Source organism: Microbacterium sp. Be9, from assembly GCF_011754135.1.
Lineage (GTDB): Bacteria > Actinomycetota > Actinomycetes > Actinomycetales > Microbacteriaceae > Microbacterium > Microbacterium maritypicum_A.
Genome location: NZ_WNWT01000006.1, coordinates 786,577 through 804,858 on the forward strand (window position 1 = coordinate 786,577; position 18,282 = coordinate 804,858).

21 protein-coding genes are annotated in these 18,282 nt (G+C 69.6%); 7 read left to right on the forward strand and 14 right to left on the reverse strand.

The window, feature by feature from the left end:
* Positions 1-32: 32 nt before the first annotated feature.
* Both GLO27_RS19880 and GLO27_RS14660 read right to left on the reverse strand, forming a co-directional pair.
* Entirely contained in the window at positions 33-236 is a 204-nt protein-coding gene (locus GLO27_RS19880) for a CDGSH iron-sulfur domain-containing protein (RefSeq protein WP_021201241.1), read from the reverse strand.
* Positions 233-1,288 (reverse strand): iron-containing redox enzyme family protein, encoded by a 1,056-nt coding sequence (locus GLO27_RS14660; RefSeq protein WP_167255493.1) that lies wholly within the window; start codon positions 1,286-1,288, stop codon positions 233-235. The genes GLO27_RS19880 and GLO27_RS14660 overlap by 4 nt, the downstream gene beginning before the upstream one ends.
* Positions 1,289-1,443: 155 nt before the next feature.
* Between GLO27_RS14660 and GLO27_RS14665 the strand changes: the two genes are divergently transcribed.
* Entirely contained in the window at positions 1,444-2,289 is an 846-nt protein-coding gene (locus GLO27_RS14665) for an AraC family transcriptional regulator (RefSeq protein ID WP_167255495.1), read from the forward strand.
* A 94-nt stretch (positions 2,290-2,383) separates the two neighbouring features.
* Complete coding sequence (locus GLO27_RS14670) at positions 2,384-3,235, forward strand: phytanoyl-CoA dioxygenase family protein (protein ID WP_167255497.1); 852 nt, start codon at positions 2,384-2,386, stop codon at positions 3,233-3,235.
* 13 nt (positions 3,236-3,248) lie between these two features.
* Here the strand turns inward: GLO27_RS14670 and GLO27_RS14675 are convergent, their stop codons facing one another.
* From GLO27_RS14675 to GLO27_RS14690, 4 genes are all read right to left on the reverse strand, one after another.
* Positions 3,249-4,079: an endo alpha-1,4 polygalactosaminidase gene (locus GLO27_RS14675; protein WP_167255499.1), complete on the reverse strand. Its 831-nt coding sequence runs from the start codon at positions 4,077-4,079 to the stop codon at positions 3,249-3,251.
* Positions 4,076-5,473 (reverse strand): MFS transporter, encoded by a 1,398-nt coding sequence (locus GLO27_RS14680; RefSeq protein ID WP_167255501.1) that lies wholly within the window; start codon positions 5,471-5,473, stop codon positions 4,076-4,078. Before GLO27_RS14680 ends, GLO27_RS14675 begins: the two co-directional genes overlap by 4 nt.
* Before the next feature lie 91 nt (positions 5,474-5,564).
* Positions 5,565-6,677 carry a YbdK family carboxylate-amine ligase gene (locus tag GLO27_RS14685; protein ID WP_167255503.1) on the reverse strand — a complete coding sequence of 371 codons (1,113 nt, stop codon included), beginning with the start codon at positions 6,675-6,677 and terminating at the stop codon, positions 5,565-5,567.
* A gap of 8 nt (positions 6,678-6,685) precedes the next feature.
* On the reverse strand, positions 6,686-6,952 hold the full coding sequence (locus GLO27_RS14690; RefSeq protein WP_021201234.1) for a Rho termination factor N-terminal domain-containing protein: 267 nt from the start codon (positions 6,950-6,952) through the stop codon (positions 6,686-6,688).
* Between the two features lie 123 nt (positions 6,953-7,075).
* Between GLO27_RS14690 and GLO27_RS14695 the strand changes: the two genes are divergently transcribed.
* Positions 7,076-7,240 (forward strand): hypothetical protein, encoded by a 165-nt coding sequence (locus tag GLO27_RS14695; protein WP_017201713.1) that lies wholly within the window; start codon positions 7,076-7,078, stop codon positions 7,238-7,240.
* Positions 7,241-7,315: 75 nt separating this feature from the next.
* Here the strand turns inward: GLO27_RS14695 and GLO27_RS14700 are convergent, their stop codons facing one another.
* Entirely contained in the window at positions 7,316-7,522 is a 207-nt protein-coding gene (locus GLO27_RS14700; protein WP_017829324.1) for a CsbD family protein, read from the reverse strand.
* 191 nt (positions 7,523-7,713) lie between these two features.
* Between GLO27_RS14700 and GLO27_RS14705 the strand changes: the two genes are divergently transcribed.
* Positions 7,714-8,115, forward strand: coding sequence for a hypothetical protein (locus GLO27_RS14705; protein ID WP_029259953.1), 402 nt, complete (start codon positions 7,714-7,716; stop codon positions 8,113-8,115).
* A 52-nt stretch (positions 8,116-8,167) separates the two neighbouring features.
* Here GLO27_RS14705 and GLO27_RS14710 read toward each other — a convergent pair whose 3' ends face one another.
* Positions 8,168-8,515: a hypothetical protein gene (locus tag GLO27_RS14710; protein WP_136024471.1), complete on the reverse strand. Its 348-nt coding sequence runs from the start codon at positions 8,513-8,515 to the stop codon at positions 8,168-8,170.
* A gap of 297 nt (positions 8,516-8,812) precedes the next feature.
* On the opposite strand from GLO27_RS14710, the gene GLO27_RS14715 reads away from it, so the two are divergent.
* Positions 8,813-9,307 carry an FBP domain-containing protein gene (locus tag GLO27_RS14715; protein WP_167255505.1) on the forward strand — a complete coding sequence of 165 codons (495 nt, stop codon included), beginning with the start codon at positions 8,813-8,815 and terminating at the stop codon, positions 9,305-9,307.
* Positions 9,308-9,406: 99 nt separating this feature from the next.
* On the opposite strand, the gene GLO27_RS14720 is transcribed toward GLO27_RS14715, so the two are convergent.
* The 6 genes from GLO27_RS14720 to GLO27_RS14745 all read right to left on the reverse strand — a co-directional run bounded on the left by GLO27_RS14720 (position 9,407) and on the right by GLO27_RS14745 (position 16,078).
* Complete coding sequence (locus GLO27_RS14720; RefSeq protein ID WP_021201230.1) at positions 9,407-10,228, reverse strand: PaaX family transcriptional regulator C-terminal domain-containing protein; 822 nt, start codon at positions 10,226-10,228, stop codon at positions 9,407-9,409.
* Positions 10,218-11,456 (reverse strand): aminotransferase class V-fold PLP-dependent enzyme, encoded by a 1,239-nt coding sequence (locus GLO27_RS14725; protein WP_167255507.1) that lies wholly within the window; start codon positions 11,454-11,456, stop codon positions 10,218-10,220. The genes GLO27_RS14720 and GLO27_RS14725 overlap by 11 nt, the downstream gene beginning before the upstream one ends.
* Position 11,457: 1 nt before the next feature.
* Entirely contained in the window at positions 11,458-12,408 is a 951-nt protein-coding gene (locus tag GLO27_RS14730; protein WP_167255509.1) for a hydrolase, read from the reverse strand.
* The gene (locus tag GLO27_RS14735) at positions 12,408-13,259 is read right to left on the reverse strand and encodes a tryptophan 2,3-dioxygenase family protein (protein WP_021201227.1); all 852 of its coding nucleotides are present in this window, start codon (positions 13,257-13,259) and stop codon (positions 12,408-12,410) included. Before GLO27_RS14735 ends, GLO27_RS14730 begins: the two co-directional genes overlap by 1 nt.
* A gap of 63 nt (positions 13,260-13,322) precedes the next feature.
* Entirely contained in the window at positions 13,323-15,038 is a 1,716-nt protein-coding gene (locus GLO27_RS14740) for an amidase (protein WP_021201226.1), read from the reverse strand.
* A complete protein-coding gene (locus tag GLO27_RS14745; RefSeq protein ID WP_021201225.1) occupies positions 15,038-16,078 on the reverse strand; it encodes an agmatine deiminase family protein in 1,041 nt (346 codons plus the stop codon). Before GLO27_RS14745 ends, GLO27_RS14740 begins: the two co-directional genes overlap by 1 nt.
* Before the next feature lie 68 nt (positions 16,079-16,146).
* On the opposite strand from GLO27_RS14745, the gene GLO27_RS14750 reads away from it, so the two are divergent.
* Both GLO27_RS14750 and GLO27_RS14755 read left to right on the forward strand, forming a co-directional pair.
* Complete coding sequence (locus GLO27_RS14750) at positions 16,147-16,833, forward strand: TetR/AcrR family transcriptional regulator (protein ID WP_167255511.1); 687 nt, start codon at positions 16,147-16,149, stop codon at positions 16,831-16,833.
* Between the two features lie 10 nt (positions 16,834-16,843).
* Positions 16,844-18,217: a pyridoxal-dependent decarboxylase gene (locus tag GLO27_RS14755; RefSeq protein ID WP_021201223.1), complete on the forward strand. Its 1,374-nt coding sequence runs from the start codon at positions 16,844-16,846 to the stop codon at positions 18,215-18,217.
* Positions 18,218-18,282: the final 65 nt, after the last annotated feature.

An 18,282-nucleotide genomic window follows, 5' to 3' on the forward strand; every position in this document is an offset into this window, starting at 1 on the left:
TGACGCGCTGGCGCCGAGCCGCGGAGGCAGCCTCAGTCGTCGGTGCGGAAGCCCGCCGCCTTGTGGGTGCCGTCGCAGAAGGGCTTGAGCGCCGAGAGGCCGCAGCGGCACAGTGCGACCGTGCGGCGGTGCGGTGCGATCCGCTCGCCGTCGGCCGTGCGCAGATCGATCTCACCCCGCACGAGCAGCGGGCCGTCGGGGTAAGGCGTGATCGTCGCGCGATCCTCGCCGCTCACGACGGTGTCCGTTCGCGGAGGGATGAGGCACCCGCGGACCAGGACTCCAGGATGTGCGCCCCGCCCCACCCGTCCATCGTGAGGCCAGCGGCGGCACCGAACATGATGTCGGGCAGGAGCTCCGGGCGGTCCTCGGCGAGGCTGCCGGCGAGGTCTCGGGCGGCGATCTGCTCGTGCACCGCGTCGGCCTCGACGTGCTCGTCGAAGTACTCGGTGACATCGGGGGCGAACCCCAGCCGGCGCAGACCGTCGGCGTACAGGCGGCAGGGAATCGACGAGGTCATCTCGTAGGCGGCCAGGTGTCCGACGATCGAACCGACCAGGCGGCGATTGAGTCCGAACATCGACATCATGTTGAGTGACGCGAGCGTGACGGCGGGCAGATCGTCGATGTATGCGCCGTAGGTGTCATCGAGACCGGCCGCACGCATCGCTCGCGCGAAGAGGGTGGCATGCACGCGATGCGGGCGTCCGCCGCCGTACTCGTCGGACTGGATCTCGACGAGCGCCGCCTTGGCGCGTCCGTCCAATCGAGGAATCGCCCAGGAGTGCGGGTCCGCCTCGCGCAGTGTGTAGGCCGAACGCTGGATGAGCATCTCCTGCGCCTGCGCCTCGGTGGCCTTCTTCGCGAAGTACCGCGAGAGACTCGGTCCGGAATCGGCGCCCGCGAGCGCGAAGAGCGCTCGACCGACGGCATCGACCGTCGGCTCCGGGAGGTCAGGCATCGGCACCTTCCCGCGCAGCTCGCCCTCGAAGGCCGCTTCGAGCAGGCGCCGGGTCGCGAGGAGCGCGGGATCCCACTCCCGATCGGGATCGAGCTGCGGGAGCGATCCGTAGGCGGAGGCGTAGAGCACGAACAGGGCGAGCTGGATGTCGTCGTCGCGGACGACGTCGGCGCTCGCCGCGACGACCTCCTCGGCGAGGGTGGTGTGGTCGCCTGCGTCTTCCGCGCCGGTGAGATGCGCGATCACGGCGCGGCTCACCGGCCCTCTGTCGGAGAATTCCAGGGCTGGTGCGGATGCCGGGGCGGTTGCCGGGGCGGATGAGGTCATGTGTCGAGCTCCCAATCGATGCGGACACTCCGTATCCTGCGCGGAACGGTGGGATCCGGCCAGGGACTTGACGTGGGCCCTTCCGTGAGCCACGCGCGGGAGCTGCCGGAGCGGTGCGCGGTGTGGGCTGCGGGCGCGGCACTAGGCTGACGTCGATGACGCCGACGGCCTCCTGGTCCCACTACGCCTCACCGCGCCATGCGATGCGACGATTCCTGATCTCGTGCCGTGGAGCCGGGGAACAGGCGGGCCTGCAGCCGCCTTTCCGTCAGCGGGCACTCCCGACCCGCGGCCTCGTCTACATCTCCGAGGGGCGCGGCACCTACGAGGAGTACGAGCCGCGCGGCCTGCAGGTGCCGGTGGAGGGCCCGGCGGTGATCTGGCTCACGCCCGGAGTGCGCCACGGATACGGCTCCGACGCCCGGGGGTGGTCGGAGCACTGGGTGCTGTTCGAGGGCGAGCCCTTCGCGGCATTCGAGACGACCGGACTGGGAGGGCGCCACCGGCCGGTGCAGAAACTCCTCCGGCCGGTCGAAGACGCGGATGCGATCTTCCGTGAGCTCTGCGTGGCTGTCGCCGCGGTGGGGGCGCGGGCGGAGATCGCCGCATCGATCGCGACGCAACGGCTCTTGCTCGCCATCCTCGATGCCGCGGATCCGGCGGAAGGGCCGGCGGCCGGTGCCACCATCGTCGACCTCGTCACTCGTGGCGCGATCCGGACCCTCTCGGTCGCCGAGCGGGCAGCCGCCGTCGGGCTCACCGCGCGCGAGCTGGGGGATGCCGTGCGTTCCGCGACCGGGCTCACAGTGAACGATCTGGTCATCGAGGTGCGCATCGCGCAGGCCCAGTCGCTCCTGGCGGAGACCAGGCTCGATGTGGGCCAGATCGCCGCGCAGGTCGGCTACGACGACGCGGCCTATTTCTCCCGACTCTTCCGGCGGCGCACGGGGGCCGCGCCATCGGCGTTCCGCCGGCAGCAGGCCCGATCGCGCTTCGACTGAATACTCCAAGTCGCGGTCGGTTCATCGCGGATAGTCCAATGATCCGGCGGAAAAGTCCATGGACGGAAGTCCAAGTGTCGCCGACGCTGGAGTCATGCTCACCTCCAACGGATACACCCTCGACGATTCTCCGTCCCGCCTGGGCAGGATGGAGCCCGTGCCGGACGCCATCCGCAGCGACAAGGATGCGCTGTGGGATCGGTTGCGTCGCGACGGCTACCTCTATCTGCCGCAGCAGCTCGATCCGCAGCTGGTCGCCTCGTTCCGCGAGTACTACTTCACGGCGATGGCGGACACCGGGATCACGGAGCACGGTTCCGATCCCGCCGTCGGCATCGGCGCGCAGGGAGAGATCGACAGGGCAAAGATCCGCGCCGCCCTGTTCGACGAGATCGTTCCGGGGGAGCGATACGCGGCGCTGACCGGACACCCCGACATCCGCGGGTGGTTCGAATGGTTCCTCGGCGATGACGTGCACCTGCACCGGCGCAAGATCATCCGCCACATCCGTCCGGGCGAATCGGGCATCGGCACCGCCACACAGGCACACTACGACCTCGTCTATCTGCGCCAGGGAAGCGAGCGCGTGCTCTCGATGTGGATCCCCCTGGGAGACTGTCCCGTCGAGCAAGGCGGTCTCACCTATCTCGAAGGCAGCCACCACTGGGCCCTCGCCGCCGAGCGGGAGCGCGGTGACAGGCCTCCGGCTGCGTCGATCACGGCCGACCTCCCCGCTCTCGCCGAGGCGCACGATGCGCGGTGGCTGCTCGCCGACTACCGGGCCGGCGACGTGATGGTCCATTCGTCGTACGTGGTGCACGCCAGCACCGACAACGTCGACCCGCAGGGGCGTATCCGTCTCTCCACCGACATCCGCTATCAGCGGGCATCCGAGCCGATCGACTGGCGCTGGCAGGAGCACTGGCACGAAGACGACGGTCTTTGAGCAGCCGGATCGCTCAGCCGCAGGTCTCGAACACGTAGGCGCCGTCGTCCGGGGTGACGAGGTCACGGTCGCGGAGCACCATCGCGGCGGGAGAGGCGTCGTCGTCGCACATCTCGGCGAAGGACCGCGTGAGCTCGTCGGCGTACTCGATGTCGATGACGTGGTCGCCGTAAACCGACGTGTAGGCCTCGCACTCCTCGTACGCGGCGCATTCCTCGGTGACGGCGAAGTCGAAATCGGCCCGCGCGCGGAGCGGAGCCGCGTCCTCGGCGGCGTTCTTCTGCCCGGCGGCGAGCCCCGCGGTGTGGGCGGCATCGACGAGGAGCGAGGCCAGTGCCCGGTTGTCGTCGAACGAGAGGGAACCATCGGACCGTGAGTACGAGTCGAGGTTGTCGAATTCCACCGCGTCGAAGCCGGCATCCGCGCAGTCGTCGATCCAGGGCTTCACCGTCTCGGAAATCCTGTCTCGATGCTCCGCGGTCGAGGTGTCGAGCAGCGCCTCGTCCGGCCAGTCCGGATCGAACACGACCTCGCCCCCGCGCTGGAGCAGCAGATCGCGCGGCCAGTCTGCGAGTTCGCCCGGCTGCGTCTGGAAGCCGTTCACGTAGCAGATCGAGTACACGCCGGGTACGGGCTCGGCGCTCCGGTCCCGCCCGACGATGCCGACCTCGGGGTCCGGTGCGTAGGCTCCGCCCAGCTGGTAGTCGGGCACCGAGCCGGAGGGCGGAAGGGTGACGCCCGACGAAGGCGAATGCGCGGGCGCGGGGGAGCAGGCCGTCAGCGCGAGCGCTCCGACGACGATCAGACCGGCCCATCGGCCTCGCGCGAGTGCGGCCACGGTCATCGCGGCACGGGGCCGGTCGCGGCGGCGTCGGCCGGTGTCGGTTCGGCCGGATTGCGGCGGATGCCGATCCACGACACCACGCCGCCGATCACGAGCAGCGTCGCCGTGACCCATGCCGCGCTGTGGAACCCGTCGAGGTCGAGCGCACCGCCGACGATCGTCGACAGCATCGCCACCACGAGCAGCCCGGCGACACGCGAGACGGCGTTGTTGACGGCGGAGGCGATACCCGAGTGGTTCTCGTCGATCGCTCCGAGGATCGCGGCCGTGAGCGGAGCGACCGTGAGCGAGAGCCCGAGGCCCATCACGATCATCGCCGGCAGCACCTGCCACCAGTAGTCGAAGTCGGCCGAGACGAGGAGCAGCATGAGGGCGCCGACGGCCATGAGCAGCGGTCCGAGCGTCATGAAGATGCGCGGTCCCCACCGGCCGGCCCACTGGCCCGCGCGCGAGCTGACGAGGATCATCAGGATGGTCATGGGCAGGCTGGCCAGTCCCGCGGCGGTCGCGCTGAGGCCCGCCCCCTGCTGCAGGTAGACGCCGACCACGAAGCCGTTGAGCGACAGAGCCGCATACACGAAGAACGTGGCGAGGTTGCCCCAGCCGAAGTCGCGCACCCGGAACAACCACAGGGGCATGAGGGGTGACGCCGAGTGCTGCTGACGCCACAGGAACAGGGCGAACAGGGCGGCGCCGGCCACGGCCGGAATCCAGATCGCGGGCGACTGCCACCCCAGATTCGGCTGTTCGATGAGTGCGAAGACCACGGCGCCGAGTCCGACCGCGCACAGCGCCCCGCTCCACCAGTCGACCGTGATGCCACGGGGATGCTCGGGCAGACGAAGACGGGAGAGCAGGAGGAGAGTGATGCCGATCGGGATCACGTTGATGAGGAAGACGAAGCGCCAGGACAGGTAGTCGACGAACAATCCGCCCAGCAGTGGACCGACCAGCTGTGCTCCCGTGGTGAACGCCGTCCAGACGCCGATCGCCCTCGACTGCACGTCGGAGCGCATGGTCGCGGTGATCAGTGCGAGCGAGCTCGGCACCAGCAGCGCACCGGCGGCCCCCTGCGCGGCCCTGGCGATGATCAGGACGAGTGGATCGAATGCCGCGGCCACGGCGATGGATGCCACGCCGAACGCGATCAGCCCGATACGCATCACCAGCACCCGGCCGTAGGCATCCGACACCGATCCGGCCAGCAGGATCAGGGCACTCAGAGTGATCAGATAGGCGTCGACGACCCACTGCTGGGTGGTGATGCCGCCTCCGAGCTCGCGACTGATCGCGGGCAGCGCCACGTTGACGACCGTGCCGTCGAGGAACGTCACGAACGACGCGAGCACCGCGATCGAGATCACGAGGCGCTGGAGCGGGGCGAAGGAGGCCACAGGCCGACCATACCGCCGTCATCGGACGTCGGGGCCGGCGAAGATCGGGGCCGGCGAAGATCGGGGCGGGTGAAGATCAGGTCGGCGAAGATCAAGTGGTCGGTGCGGAGGCAGGCTGCTCTGCGGGGGCGGGAAGCGGTGCGGCTGTCCCCGCGCGGAGAAGATCGCCGAGGGCACGCGTCCCGCCCTCGGCGACGGCGCGGCGCTGGCGCTGCGCACCGGACCCGTCGGTGCGCAGCCGATCGATGCCATCGCGGACCCGATCCTCGTCGCCGAGTTCGCGGAGCGTGGGAGCGATCGCGGACAGCATGCGGTCGGCGAGCTTCCAGGCGTCTTCGGCCTCGCCGGTCGTCGGATCGAGCAGGCGTGCGTCCATCCCTCGACGGGCCGCCGTCCACAGAGAGGCGTCGATGCCGTCGACACCGATGTCGGCGAGCGGCAGATCGGTGGTGAGCACGAGTGCGCGGGAGAGGAGCGCGGCGGACACCGAGTCCTCGGCCGTCAGTTGGGCGTCGAAGACCCGGACCTCGACGGTCGGGTACCGCTCCGATATCCGGGCCGACCATGACAGCGACGCCGCATCGGTGAGCGCGCCGACGTCGATGAGACGCTGCACACCTGAGCGATAGTCGTCGTAGTCGCGGAAGCATGGCGGGGCCCATGACGACGGCAGCCGACGGATCAGGATGCTGCGCCAACTGGCGAAGTCGGAATCCCGTCCGTTCACGAACGGGCTGTTCCCGGTGAGCGCCAGCAGCACGGGGAGCCAGCCGCGCACCCGGTTCAGGGCGCGGACCCGCTCCTCGTCGTCGGTGACCTCGACGTGCACGTGCAGCCCGTTGACCTCGTGGTCGCGCGTGAGATGTCCGAGCTGCGACGCGACGTCGTCGTAGTGCGGCGAGGGCGATACGGCGGAGGACCGGGTCGAGGCGAACGGGGTGCCGGTGCCGGCGGCGATGGCATGCTGATCCTGGGCGTGCCATCCGATGAGGCCGCGCAGATGGGCCAGCTGCGCTTCAGCGTCCGTCGCGGTCGTGACCGGCTCGGTGAGGCACTCGATCTGCGAGGTCAGGTACTCTCTCGTCACCTCTCCGCCCGTCTTGAGGCGCGTGATGCGCTCGCGAGTGCCGGCGGTGAGCGTCACGGGCACCAGCGAGTGCGCATCGAGGAAGAGGAACTCCTCCTCGATGCCGAAGCGCGCCATCGGCGGCCTCAGTGATTCCTGAGCGCGGAGATCAACTCGGATTTCCGCTTGCCGCTGTAGCCGGTAAGACCGAGTTCCTTCGCACGCGCGCGCAGCTCCGGCACGGTCCAATCCTCGTAGTCTCCGTGTTCGCCGCCGCGGCGCCCCACGGCACTGCGCCCCTCTTTCGCCGCGGCGTTCGAGATGCGCGCGGCCTTCTCCTTCGAGGCGCCGTCTTTCCTCAGCTCTTCGTACAGCTCGGGATCCTTCAGCGAGTTGTCGCGTCTTCCTGGCATGTGCTCGTCTCCTTCGCGCACTCGGAGGGGGTAAGTCAACCCCCTCGGGCATAACGCTTCCCACGGCTAGCGTGGAGGCACCACAGTCGGGCGTTCGCGCCTGCCGAAAGAAGGGAAAGACCGATGAACATCCTCCTGATCATCGTCATCGTCGTCGCAGTGATCCTTGCGATCACCGGAGGACTGGTGCAGTCGCTCCAGTTCCTCCTGTGGGTCGGGCTCGTCCTCCTCGCGATCGCTGTGATCGCCTGGTTGATCCGAGCGATCAGCGGCAGCCGCAAGGTCTGACGACTCCACACGTCTGGCCCATCGAGGTGAGGCCCGCCGTTCGGCGGGCCTCACCTCTTCGGTGTGTGGGGCGTCTTACTTCTCGAACGCGTCCCGGACGCTGTCGCCGGCCTTGCCCGCGGCGTCCTTCACGTTCTCGCCGGCCTGCTTGGCGGAGGCCTTGACCTGATCCGCCTTGCCCTCGGCTTCGAGCTTCTCGTTGTCGGTGAGCTTTCCGACGCCTTCCTTGACCTTTCCGGCGGCCTTCTCGGCGGCGTTCTTGATGTCGTCTGCGGCACTCATGTGCGGCTCCTCTCGTAGGCGGATCGATTGCTTCCGACACTCTCACTCCTGCGGAGAAGCGGCCACGGGATTGACAATCGGCTCGCACCATGACAACGTTCGGCGCCCATCGACTCATGCACCGGGAAGGACTAGCCTGGCGCCAGGCGGGTGGTCCTGCCCGCGGACCTCGACCAAGGAAGCGGTGTGCGATGGACTCGATGATGATGGGCGCCATGTCGAAGAATATGGAGTCGATGCCCGACATGCAGATGATGGACATGGCCGTCATGCAGGCGTGCATGGATGCGTGCGCCGCCTGCGAGCAGGCCTGCACGGTGTGCTCGACGCAGATGATGGACTGTTCACCGGCGTGCATGAACTGCGCCGACATGTGCAACACCATGATGCGGTCGATGATGCGGATGCAGGGCATGACCCCGGCGTCGATGATGGCGATGCTGAACGCCTGCATCGCGATGTGCAGGACGTGCATGGACGCGTGCGCGCGGCATGCCGACGAGAGCGACGTCTGCCGGATGTGCGCTCAGGCGTGCCAGGCCTGCATGGATGCCTGCACCGCCATGAAGGACATGCTGATGGCGAGCGCCTGAACCGGAACGCCTGAACCGGAGCGCCTGAACCGGGGGCGGGCTCAGGGCGCGATCAGACGGCTGCGACGTTGAACGGCGTGCCGCCGACGGCAAGCACGCCGTAGCGCGCGTGGAGTGCGACGGGGGTGCCCGGAGCGGCTTCGAGCGCAGCGCCGGAGCCGTTCCACAGATCGTGCGCTTCGCCGTCGAGCGTGCGCACCACGAGGTCTCCCGATACCGCGTCGGCAGACTCGACCAGGGCGTCGACCCACTCCGTGGGCGTCGCCGAGGCGATGCGTGCCTGGATGAGGTGCAGAGCATGGCCGGGGGCGAAGGAGGAGCACCGGCCGCCGTGGCTGCACATGCACGCCGCACGCTCACGCACCGGGAGGGGCGAAAGGCGGTTCAGCGGCGTGGACACGGTGGTCTCCTTCTGGTCGGATGTTCCGGAAAGACTAAGACGCCCTTCGCGCTGCGCCCAGGCGGGCCGACACGGAGTGAAACAAACGGGTGTAAGCTCGCCGGGTGCTGTCGTCGATGAGCGCCCACGGGGCGCAGAACGGAGCTGCAGGCGCCTTCCGCGCCGCAGACAGAGGCTGAGGACCCACCGGAGGCGGAACCCCCGTCCCCGGTGTCGTGACGTACCCGGCATCCGCGTCCGGGACCTTCCTCCCATCGACTCGCCCTCGCGGCGACCACCCCGAAAGCACTCATTCTCATGCGTCCCATCGACGAGCGCGGCATCCGCGCCTCCTTCCTCAACGCCTCCCGCAAGGAGGTCTCCGACCTGACCCTGCCGCACGGCTTCGCCGAGATCGACTTCGATCGCCTCGACTTCCTCGGCTGGGCTGACCCGAGGATGCCCCGCCGGGCCTACGTCGTCAGCTGGGTCGACGACGCCCCGGTCGGCGTCTTCCTGCAGCGCGCCGAACAGCGCGTGATCGCGCGGGCGCAATGCTCATGGTGCGAAGACGTCACGCTCCGCAACGACGTGCAGCTGTACGTCGCGCGCAAGGCCGGGCCGGCCGGACGCAAGGGCGACAGCGTGGGCGTGCTCACCTGCGCCGAGTTCGGCTGCAACCACAATGTCCGCATCCTGCCGCCCCTGGCCTACCAGGGGTTCGACCGCGAGTTCGCGCGCGACCTGCGCATCCTGCGACTGCAGGAGCACGTGGCCGGCTTCCTCGCCGAGGTCGCGGGGCAGGCGGGCTAGGCGATCCCGGCTTCGGATTGCTCCGGTCGCACTTCCTGTCGCCCGCGAGGCGCGCAGGCGACAGAAAGTGCGACCGGAACGGCGGGGTGGATGACGGAACTAGGTGATCCGGGCGCGCACATGCGCCCAGGCGGGTGCGGCCAGCTCCGCCGACCGACGGGCGAACTCGTCGAAGCTGCGACGACCGGGCCAATCGGTCGGCAGCATCGAGGGGGGAAGCCCCGGGTCGGTGTACGGCAGCACCCGCCAACGGTCGATCAGCTGCACGTACGCGGCGAACGGCTCGGCGGGCAGCGTCGCGAGCGCGCCCTGGAAAGAGAGATGCTCGCCGCGCAGCGCCTCCAGGTCCCACCACTGCGCCGCGGCCTCGATCAGCGTGCCGGCGGGGACGGGCACGGATGTCGGGAACAGCGTCGCCCAGCCGCGCACGTCGAGTTCCTGGAGGATCTGCTCCACCTCCGCCTGAAGGTGGCCGGGACAGATCCACAGCGCCGGCGATACGACACCCGCGCCGATCCACTGCAGCCGTCGACGCAACTGGTGGCGTACGCTCCGTGCGCTCTCGGGGATTGAGAACGACACCAGGCACCAGGTGTCGGCATCCGTCATCTCCCGCATCTCGAAGATGCGTCGATCCCCACGTTCCAGCATCCCGGTGGCTGCGGGATTGAGGCGATAGCCGATCTGCTCTTCGCGCGAGGCGAGCAGCAGGCCCTTCTGCTTGAGGCGGGCGACACCCGTGCGTGCCTGTGCCGCTTCGATGCCCAGGTCGCCGGCGAAGGCGACCAGGTCGGCCGTCGAGATCCATCCGCCGAGCGGGCGCAGGAAGACGCCGATGAACGTCCGCAGCAGCGAGGCGGTGCTGCCGGGGCGCGCATCGATGTCGTCGAGCACGGGTGCGACGGCGGGGTCAGAGATCACCGGACTCCAACGCGTCGCGCACCGCGAGAACGCCGGTCACCGTCTCGACGTGCGAAGTGCTGAGCGGGGAGAGGCCGAGGCGGATGCCATCCGGGAACCGGAAGTCGGGGATGATGCCGTCCGCCCACAGGCGCCGCGTGACCTCACGGAAGTCGGGGTGGCCGATCGTCACATGACCGCCGCGCCCCCCGGCGTCGCGGGGGCTGAGCAGTCGCACGCCGAGAGGGGCGAGCAGCTCGTCGTAGGCCTGCACCGCAAGATCGGTCAGCGACTGCGACTTCGCCCGCACTCCCTCGACCGTGGACTGCTCGATGAGGTCGAGCATGCCTTGCATCGCGAGCATCGAGGTCACCGGCGGCGTGCCGCTGAGCAGTTGGCGGATGTCGCCCGATGGTACGTACTCCGGCCCCATCGCGAAGATGTCGGCCGCGCTCCACCAGCCCTGGATCGGCTGGCGCAGCACCCCCTGCAGTCCGTGGCGGAGGTAGGCGAAGGCGGGGGAGCCCGGTCCGCCGTTCAAGTACTTGTAGGTGCAGCCGACGGCCATGTCGACACCCCACTCGTCGAGCTGCATCGGGACCACGCCGGCGGAGTGGCACAGATCCCACATCATCAGTGCTCCGGCCTCATGCGCGGCAGCCGTGATGCCCGGCATGTCGGCCAGGGCGCCCGAGCGGTAGTCGACATGGCTCAGCGACACCAGCGCGGTGCGTGCGGAGACGACGGCCTCGACGTCGGCGACGGTCACCCCGTGCACCGGGTCGGGTTCGAGCCAGCGCAGAGTCATCCCGGTCTCGACGGCCACCCCCTCGGCGAGGAACCGGTCGGTGGGGAAGTTGCCGGCCTCGATCACGAGTTCGGTGCGGGTGGGATCGGCGCTCGCGGCGGCGCGCATGAGCTTGTAGATGAGCACGCTGGTCGAATCGGCGACGACCGTCTGCCCGGCAGCGGCACCGAGCGCCACCCGCCCGATGCGGTCACCGAGCTCCATCGGCAGCGCCATCCACTGCTCGTCCCAGGAGCGGATCAGCCGTGTTCCCCAGTCGTCGCGCACGAACGCGGCGAGCTTGTCGGGCATGTCGCGCAGCGGTCGGCCGAGGGAGTTGCCGTCGAGGTAGGCCGTGACGCCCGGGGCTTCGGCGAACGCGTCGAGGTGGGCGCGCAGCGGATCGGCGGCGTCGAGAGCGCGGGCGTGCGCGAGGAGCGAGGGGTCGGATGTCGTGGTCATGTCACACCTTCAGATCTGCGGGGGTGAGGGGGCGGGCGTCGAGCGGATCGGCGGTCGAGGCTGGTCCGCCCGAGAGGAGGAGCACGGAGGTGGGGTCGAACGGATCCCCGGGCGCGAGTGCGCGCAGGAGGGCGGCGTCGTCGAGCCCGGCTTCGCGGAGGGCGGCGATCTCGCGCGGGTTCAGGTCGACCGGCATCGGCCCGTTGCCCAGATCGGTGCCGTAGAGCACGGTCCCGCCTGCGGCGTGGAAGCGACGCACGTTGTCCATCGCGATCGCGCGCTCGGGGTCTTCGTGGATCGCGAGCGTCGAGATCCACGAGGCCGAGGCCGCCTGGCGCACGACCTCCGCGTCGTCGAGGCGCTCCGTGAACGGGGCATGGGCCAGGTGGGAGGCGCCGAGACGCACGACGCGCTGCGCTTCGCCCGCCCCTTCGGCATGCGCGACGACCGCAAGGCCGTGCTCGTCGGCCGCCCGCACGATCGCGCGGAAGAGGTCGTCGGAGAGCACCGGTCCTGCGGCGCTGTTGCTGGTGACCTTGAGGCGGGTGGCTCCGGCCGCCGCCATCCCGGCGACCGCGGCGGCGGCGGAATCCGCGTCGGTGATCTCGCGGACGGAGCCCTCCGGTGCCCAGTCGCGGTCGGAGGGGTAACCGCCCGGAGCGGTCAGGAAAGCGCCGGCATAGTCGATCGCGACCGCCTGCACGGCGAGCCGGCTCAGCACCTGGGGGTTGCCGCCGAGGTCGATCACGCGGCCGAGGCGCGACCCTGCCAGCAGGCCGTGCGCGACGAGCTGCAGGTGCACGTGGTGGTCGGTGAATCCGCCGGTGATGGCGCCGGGGATGCGGGGGAGGTCGGGGGTGGGGCGCTCATCGCGCAGCCGCACGCGCCCGTCGGCGAGCTCGACGACGCCCTCGCGCCATGCGGTCCCGTCGAAGAACGTCGCGGCCTTCATCAGCTGCCGATCTCGGTGCGCACGGTGTAGAGCTCGGGGAAGAACGTCAGGTCCAGCGCGCGCTGCAGGAATCCGACCCCGCTGGAGCCACCGGTGCCGACCTTCATTCCGATGGTCCGGGCGACGGTCTTGAGGTGCCGGAAGCGCCAGAACTGGAAGTTGTCCTCGAGGTCGACCAGGTCTTCGCACGCCTCGTACAGGTCCCAGTACCGGCTCGGGTCCTGGTAGATCTCGCGGATCGCCGGCACCAGCTCAGGGATCTCCCGGTAGGGCTCGCGCACGTCGCGCTGGAGGATCGAGCTCGGGATCGGCAGCCCACGGCGGGCGGCGAAACGCAGGAATTCGTCGTACAGGGTCGGCTTCTCCCATTCGGCGGTGAGCAGAGCGAGATTGGCGGGGTGGTCGGCGAAGACGCTCAGCATCTTCGCGTTCTTGTTGCCGAGGGCGAACTCCACCGCCCGGTACTGCACGGACTGGAAGCCCGACGAGTTGCCCAGTGCCCCGCGGAACTGTGCGTACTCAGTGGGGGTGAGCGTGGCGAGCACCGACCACTGCTGCGTCATCACGTCTTGGATGCGCTTGACCCTGGCGATGCGCTTCAGGGCCTCGCGCAGGTCGTCGCGGGCGAGCAGCTCGCGAGCGGAGGACAGCTCATGCAGCAGCTGCTTGAGCCACAGCTCGGTGGTCTGGTGCTGGATGATGAACAGCATCTCGTCGTGGTGCTGCGGTGCGCTCACCGGATGCTGCGCGGTGAGCAGCTGGTCGAGCGCCAGGTACGAGCCGTAGGTCATCCGCCCCGAGAGGTCGGTGACGATACCGGATTCGAGGGCGCGTTCGTTCTCGGTGTGCATGCGCCGAACATATCACTATCGTGGCGAGCGTCACAGGAGTGTTATGTCACGCTGGCGGCTCTTTCAGAGCGCGGGGGTGCGCGTCGGCGGCGTGCGACGCGTGCCAGGGCCGCCTGCCGCTTCGAATGCCGAGGCGAAACGCAGCAGTCGCGTGTCGTCGTACGCCCGTCCCGCGAATGTCAGCCCGATCGGCATGTCGATGTCGCTCATCAGTCCCATCGGCACGGTGACGGTCGGGATGCCGAGGTGACGTATCGCGAGGTTGCCGTTCGCGATCCACACGCCGTTGCGCCAGCCGAGGTCGGCGGATTCCGGGTTCACGTCCATGTCGGCCGGCCCCACGTCGGCGACCGCGGGGAAGACCACGGCGTCGAGCCGCAGCACATCCATCCACACCTCGAGGTCACGGCGGCGGGTCTCCTCCAGACCGCGCAGCCCGTCTTCGAGCTCGGGCATGTCCCTGTACGAGACGTCGGGATGGTGGCGCACCCAGTCCGGATACTCGGCGATATCGTCGTCGAACCCGGTGTAACGGTCGGGAAGCGCGCCCTCCGGATGCGGGAAGATCCTGGCGCCGTCGACCTCGGCGAGCGAGCGCAGGCCCGGGTCGCCGTTCGCCTGCAGGAAGTCCTCCCACGCCCACGCCGAGAGGTCGACGATCTCGCGGTGCAGGTACTCGGGTGACACCAGGCCGCGAGTCGCGATGGTGTGCGCCCCCGGACGGTCTCTCTCGTAGTTCGACACCACGGGGAAGTCGACCTCGATCACGGTCGCTCCGGCAGCGGTGAGGTCGCGGCGGGCGGCCTCCCAGCGCGCGATGATGCTCGCCCGTGTGTCGATGCGCCGGCCGGTGGGGCCGCCGATGCCCGGGCTCTCGGTGCTGCCGGCATCCGGGTCCGCATTGATGTACATGCGGGGGATGCCGATGCGTGCACCGACGAGCGTGCGCGCCGTGTCCGCGGCGAGGGCGCGATACGACTCCGGGCGGACGGCGGATGCGGCGGGCAGCTCGACCCACGGCTGCGCCCGCCAGAAGTCGCCGCGGGTCTCGGCGTCGTCGGCGACGATCACGTCGAGCACCTCGAGCAGATCGGCCATCGAGCGGGTGTGCGGCACCACGACGTCCATGGTCGGCACGAGAGGCCAGTTCCCGCGGGTCGAGATCACGCCGCGTGAGGGGGTGTAGGCGCACAGCGCGTTGTTGGTCGCGGGGCCCCGGCCGCTCGACCAGGTCTCCTCGCCGAGGCCGAAAGCGGCGAAACTCGCCGCCGTCGCCGTGCCGGAGCCGTTCGACGAGCCGGAGGCGAAGGGCGCTGTGAGGAAGGCCGCGTTGTACGGACTCTCCGCGCGACCGTAGGCACCACGCTGCATGCCGCCGTTCGCCATCGGAGGCATGTTCGTGAGCCCGAGGCAGATGGCTCCGCCCGCACGCAGCCGCTCGATCGTGAAGGCATCGCGCTGGGCCACGAGCTCCGCGAAAGCGGGACTTCCCGCGGCGGCGGTGAGGCCGCGCACGAGGTAGCTGTCCTTCGCTGTGTAGGGGATGCCGTCGAGGGGCCCGAGGGCCTCGCCGCGGGCGCGACGAGCATCCGATGCCGCCGCCTCGGCACGGGCCTCCGGGTTGGCGACGACGACGGCGTTCAGCGCCGTAGCCGTGCCGGGGGCGTCGAAGGCGGCGATGCGCGCGAGGTAGGCGTCGATGAGTTCGACCGCGGTCGTCTCGCCGGTCTCGAGGGCGCGCCGCAGCTCGGCGATGGATGCCTCCACCACGTCGAACATCAGTGGCTTCCGTCGAGGGCGGGCTGCTGCTGAGTGATGCAGTGGATCCCTCCGCCGCGGTCGAACAGCGGGCGCGCATCCACCGTGACGACCCGGCGTCCGGGGTAGGCGTCGGCGAGGATCTCGCGCGCCGCGGCATCCGCCTTCTCGTCGCCGAAGCCGCACGCCACCACGCCGTCGTTCGTGACCAGGTGGTTGACGTAGCTCCAGTCGACGGGCCCCTCCTGGTCCGTCAGCGTGGAGGGTGCGGGCAGGTCGATCACCTCGAAGCGGCGTCCGGCGGCATCGGTCTGCTCCGAGAGCAGGGCGCGCAGCTCACGGGTGACGGCGTGGTCGGGGTGCTCGGGGTTCTGCTGATCGTGCAGCAGCAGCCGCCCGGGCGAGACGATGGTGGCGACGATGTCGACGTGGCCGTTCGTGCCGAAGTCGTCGTAGTCGCGAGTGAGCCCACGGGGCAGCCACACGGCCTTGGTCGCGCCGATAGTGCGGGCCATCTCGGCCTCGATCCGCTGCTTGTCGGCGAAGGGGTTGCGCCGAGGGTCGAGCTGCACGGTCTCGGTGAGCAGCACGGTGCCCTCGCCGTCGACGTGGATGCCGCCGCCCTCGTTCACGAGTGTGGAGCTCACGAGCTCCGCCCCGACGGCGCCGGCGACGATGCGCGCGTGCTGCGCGGCCTTGCGCCACTCGGCCCATTCCGGCGCACCCCAGCCGTTGAAGATCCAGTCGACCGCACCGAGCACTCCCGGCCGGTCGTCGTCGACCACGAACGTCGGCCCGGAATCGCGCATCCAGAACTCGTCGACCGGCGCTTCGACGATCTCGATGCTGCTGCTGAGCATGCGCCGGGCCCTGTCGACCTCGCTCGGGTCGACCAGCATCGACACGGGCTCGAATTCTGCGACCGCATGGGCGACGGCGGTCCAGGTGGCGTAGCCCTCTTCGCGCGCCGTGTCGGTGTCGCCGAGGGTCTCGCCCTCTGCAGGGAACGCCATCCAGGTGCGCTCGTGACGTGCGGTCTCGGTGGGCATGCGCCAGCTCATCGTGATCTCCTCGCTGCTGCCGGTTCTTCTATTGAACATGCGATCAACAGGTGTTATGGTAACCCCTGATGAAGACCACGTCAACAGGTGCGGGCGCTCGCCGGATGTCGCCGGAGGAGCGCGATCACTCGATCCTCGACGGCGCGATCGGCCTTGCGCGCGAGAGTGGTCTCGAGAGCCTCACCGTGCGGGCGGTCGCCGCTCGCGTCGGGGTGACTCCGGCGCTCGTGGCGCACTACCGGCCGGGGATGGACGCGTTCGTCGCCGATGTGTTCGGGCTGATCGTGGCGGCGGAGCGCGACGAGGTGATCGCCGCGTTCGATGGCGCCGACGGCCCCGCCGCGCTGCGGGCCGGTCTGCTGCGCCTGATCGAGACACTCCTCGACGCCGACCGCGACGACGTCACCCTGATCTGGGTGCAGGCGTGGGCGCTGGGTGCTCGCAACGAGGCGCTCGCCGCCCGCGTGCGGCAGGAGATGGACGGGTGGCAGAGCGCGCTGGAGCAGATCTTCGCCCGGGCCGCGGCGACCGGTGCGATCGCGGCCGGCCGCGCCGACATGGCCGCGTGGCTGCTGCTCGCGATGGTCGACGGAATGAACGCGCACTCCCTCGTGAAGTGGGCGCCCCGCGACCGCGCCGACCTGGCCAGGCGTGCACTGTCGGCCGTGCTCGACACCGCACCGCTCGACATCGCACCGCTCGACACCGCACCCGCCGACTCTCTATCTGCCGACTCCCGATCTGATGACAAGTAAAGGAACGCCCATGGATGCTGTGCGCATGCACGCGGCCTCGCCCGAATCGACGGCGATCGTCGACGCCGTGCTCGACTACTCGCGTCGTCGCATGCTCGCCGCCGACGTGCCGCTCGACAAGCCTCAGTCCGAGGCCGAGCTGAACCGCCTCGTCGGGCCCACGATCACCGATGCGGGACTCGGGGCCGCGCGTGCCCTCAGCGTGTTCGAGCACGTCCTCGCCCCGGCGTGCCTGACCACGAGCCACCCGTTGTATCTGTCGTTCATCCCGACAGCGCCGACCATGGCGGCGATCGCGTTCGACCTCGTCGTGTCGGCATCCGGACTCTACGGCGGCAGCTGGCTCGAGGGCGCGGGGGCCGTGCACGCCGAGAACGAGGTGCTGTCGTGGCTCGCGAGCGAGTTCGGGCTGCCCGAGACCGCGGGCGGAGTGTTCGTGCAGGGCGGCACGATCGGCAACCTCTCGGCACTGGTCGCCGCGCGCGAGGCGGCGAAGGCGCGGCTGATCGCGGCCGGTAAGGAGCTGCCGAGCCGATGGAAGATCCTGTGCAGCGTCGAGGCGCACTCCTCGAACAAGTCGGCCGCGAAGGTGATGGATGCCGACGTGCTGCTGGTTCCTGCGGGCGACGACGGCGTGCTGCGCGCGGAGGGCGTGCGCGAAGCCCTCCTCGCGCACGGTGACGAGATCTGTGCGGTCGTCGCGACCGGCGGCTCAACCAACTTCGGCATCGTCGACGACATCGAGGGGATCGCGGCGCTCAAGGACGAGTTCGATTTCTGGCTGCATATCGACGGTGCCTACGGTCTCACCGCGATGCTGGCGCCGGAAGCGCGGCACATCTTCGCCGGCGTCGAGCGCGCCGACTCGGTCATCGTCGATCCGCACAAATGGCTGTTCGCACCGTTCGACTGCTGCGCGCTGATCTACCGCGACCCCGACAGCGGGCGCCGGGCGCACACGCAGCATGCCGAATACCTCGACATCCTCACCGACGTCGACGAGTTCAGCCCCTCGGACTACTCCATCCAGTTGACGCGTCGCCCGCGCGGCCTGCCCATGTGGTTCTCGGTCGCGACCTATGGGGTCACGGCCTACCGTGAGGCGGTGAGTGCCGGACTCGCGCTGACGCGACGGATCGCCGCGGAGATCGCCCGACGTCCGGAGCTGCGTCTGGTGCGAGACCCGCAGCTGTCGATCGTGGTGTTCGAGCGCGACGGTTGGGAGCGTGCCGACTACGACCGATGGTCGGCGGCCCTGCTCGACTCGCAGCGGGCGTTCGTGGTCCCCAGCTCCCATGCCGGGCGTCCGAACACACGCTTCGCCATCCTGAATCCCCTCACCACGTTCGAAGACCTCGTCGGCATCCTCGACACGATGAAGTAGCCCGGCGGCCCCGGTGCGCGACTCCGGCTGCGGATGCCGGTGCGCGACAGTGATCGAACCCGTGG

Excerpts from the sequence above, each read along its gene's own strand:
- GLO27_RS14675 (WP_167255499.1), bottom strand. The coding sequence starts at position 4,079 with ATGACCGTGGCCGCACTCGCGCGAGGCCGATGGGCCGGTCTGATCGTC.
- GLO27_RS14685 (WP_167255503.1), bottom strand. The coding sequence starts at position 6,677 with ATGGCGCGCTTCGGCATCGAGGAGGAGTTCCTCTTCCTCGATGCGCAC.
- GLO27_RS14725 (WP_167255507.1), bottom strand. The coding sequence starts at position 11,456 with ATGACCACGACATCCGACCCCTCGCTCCTCGCGCACGCCCGCGCTCTC.
- GLO27_RS14715 (WP_167255505.1), top strand. The coding sequence starts at position 8,813 with ATGCGTCCCATCGACGAGCGCGGCATCCGCGCCTCCTTCCTCAACGCC.
- GLO27_RS14750 (WP_167255511.1), top strand. The coding sequence starts at position 16,147 with ATGAAGACCACGTCAACAGGTGCGGGCGCTCGCCGGATGTCGCCGGAG.
- GLO27_RS14755 (WP_021201223.1), top strand. The coding sequence starts at position 16,844 with ATGGATGCTGTGCGCATGCACGCGGCCTCGCCCGAATCGACGGCGATC.
- GLO27_RS14670 (WP_167255497.1), top strand. The coding sequence starts at position 2,384 with ATGCTCACCTCCAACGGATACACCCTCGACGATTCTCCGTCCCGCCTG.
- GLO27_RS14690 (WP_021201234.1), bottom strand. The coding sequence starts at position 6,952 with ATGCCAGGAAGACGCGACAACTCGCTGAAGGATCCCGAGCTGTACGAA.
- GLO27_RS14665 (WP_167255495.1), top strand. The coding sequence starts at position 1,444 with ATGACGCCGACGGCCTCCTGGTCCCACTACGCCTCACCGCGCCATGCG.
- GLO27_RS14735 (WP_021201227.1), bottom strand. The coding sequence starts at position 13,259 with ATGCACACCGAGAACGAACGCGCCCTCGAATCCGGTATCGTCACCGAC.
- GLO27_RS14700 (WP_017829324.1), bottom strand. The coding sequence starts at position 7,522 with ATGAGTGCCGCAGACGACATCAAGAACGCCGCCGAGAAGGCCGCCGGA.
- GLO27_RS14730 (WP_167255509.1), bottom strand. The coding sequence starts at position 12,408 with ATGAAGGCCGCGACGTTCTTCGACGGGACCGCATGGCGCGAGGGCGTC.
- GLO27_RS14660 (WP_167255493.1), bottom strand. The coding sequence starts at position 1,288 with ATGACCTCATCCGCCCCGGCAACCGCCCCGGCATCCGCACCAGCCCTG.
- GLO27_RS14740 (WP_021201226.1), bottom strand. The coding sequence starts at position 15,038 with ATGTTCGACGTGGTGGAGGCATCCATCGCCGAGCTGCGGCGCGCCCTC.
- GLO27_RS14745 (WP_021201225.1), bottom strand. The coding sequence starts at position 16,078 with ATGAGCTGGCGCATGCCCACCGAGACCGCACGTCACGAGCGCACCTGG.
- GLO27_RS14705 (WP_029259953.1), top strand. The coding sequence starts at position 7,714 with ATGGACTCGATGATGATGGGCGCCATGTCGAAGAATATGGAGTCGATG.
- GLO27_RS14695 (WP_017201713.1), top strand. The coding sequence starts at position 7,076 with ATGAACATCCTCCTGATCATCGTCATCGTCGTCGCAGTGATCCTTGCG.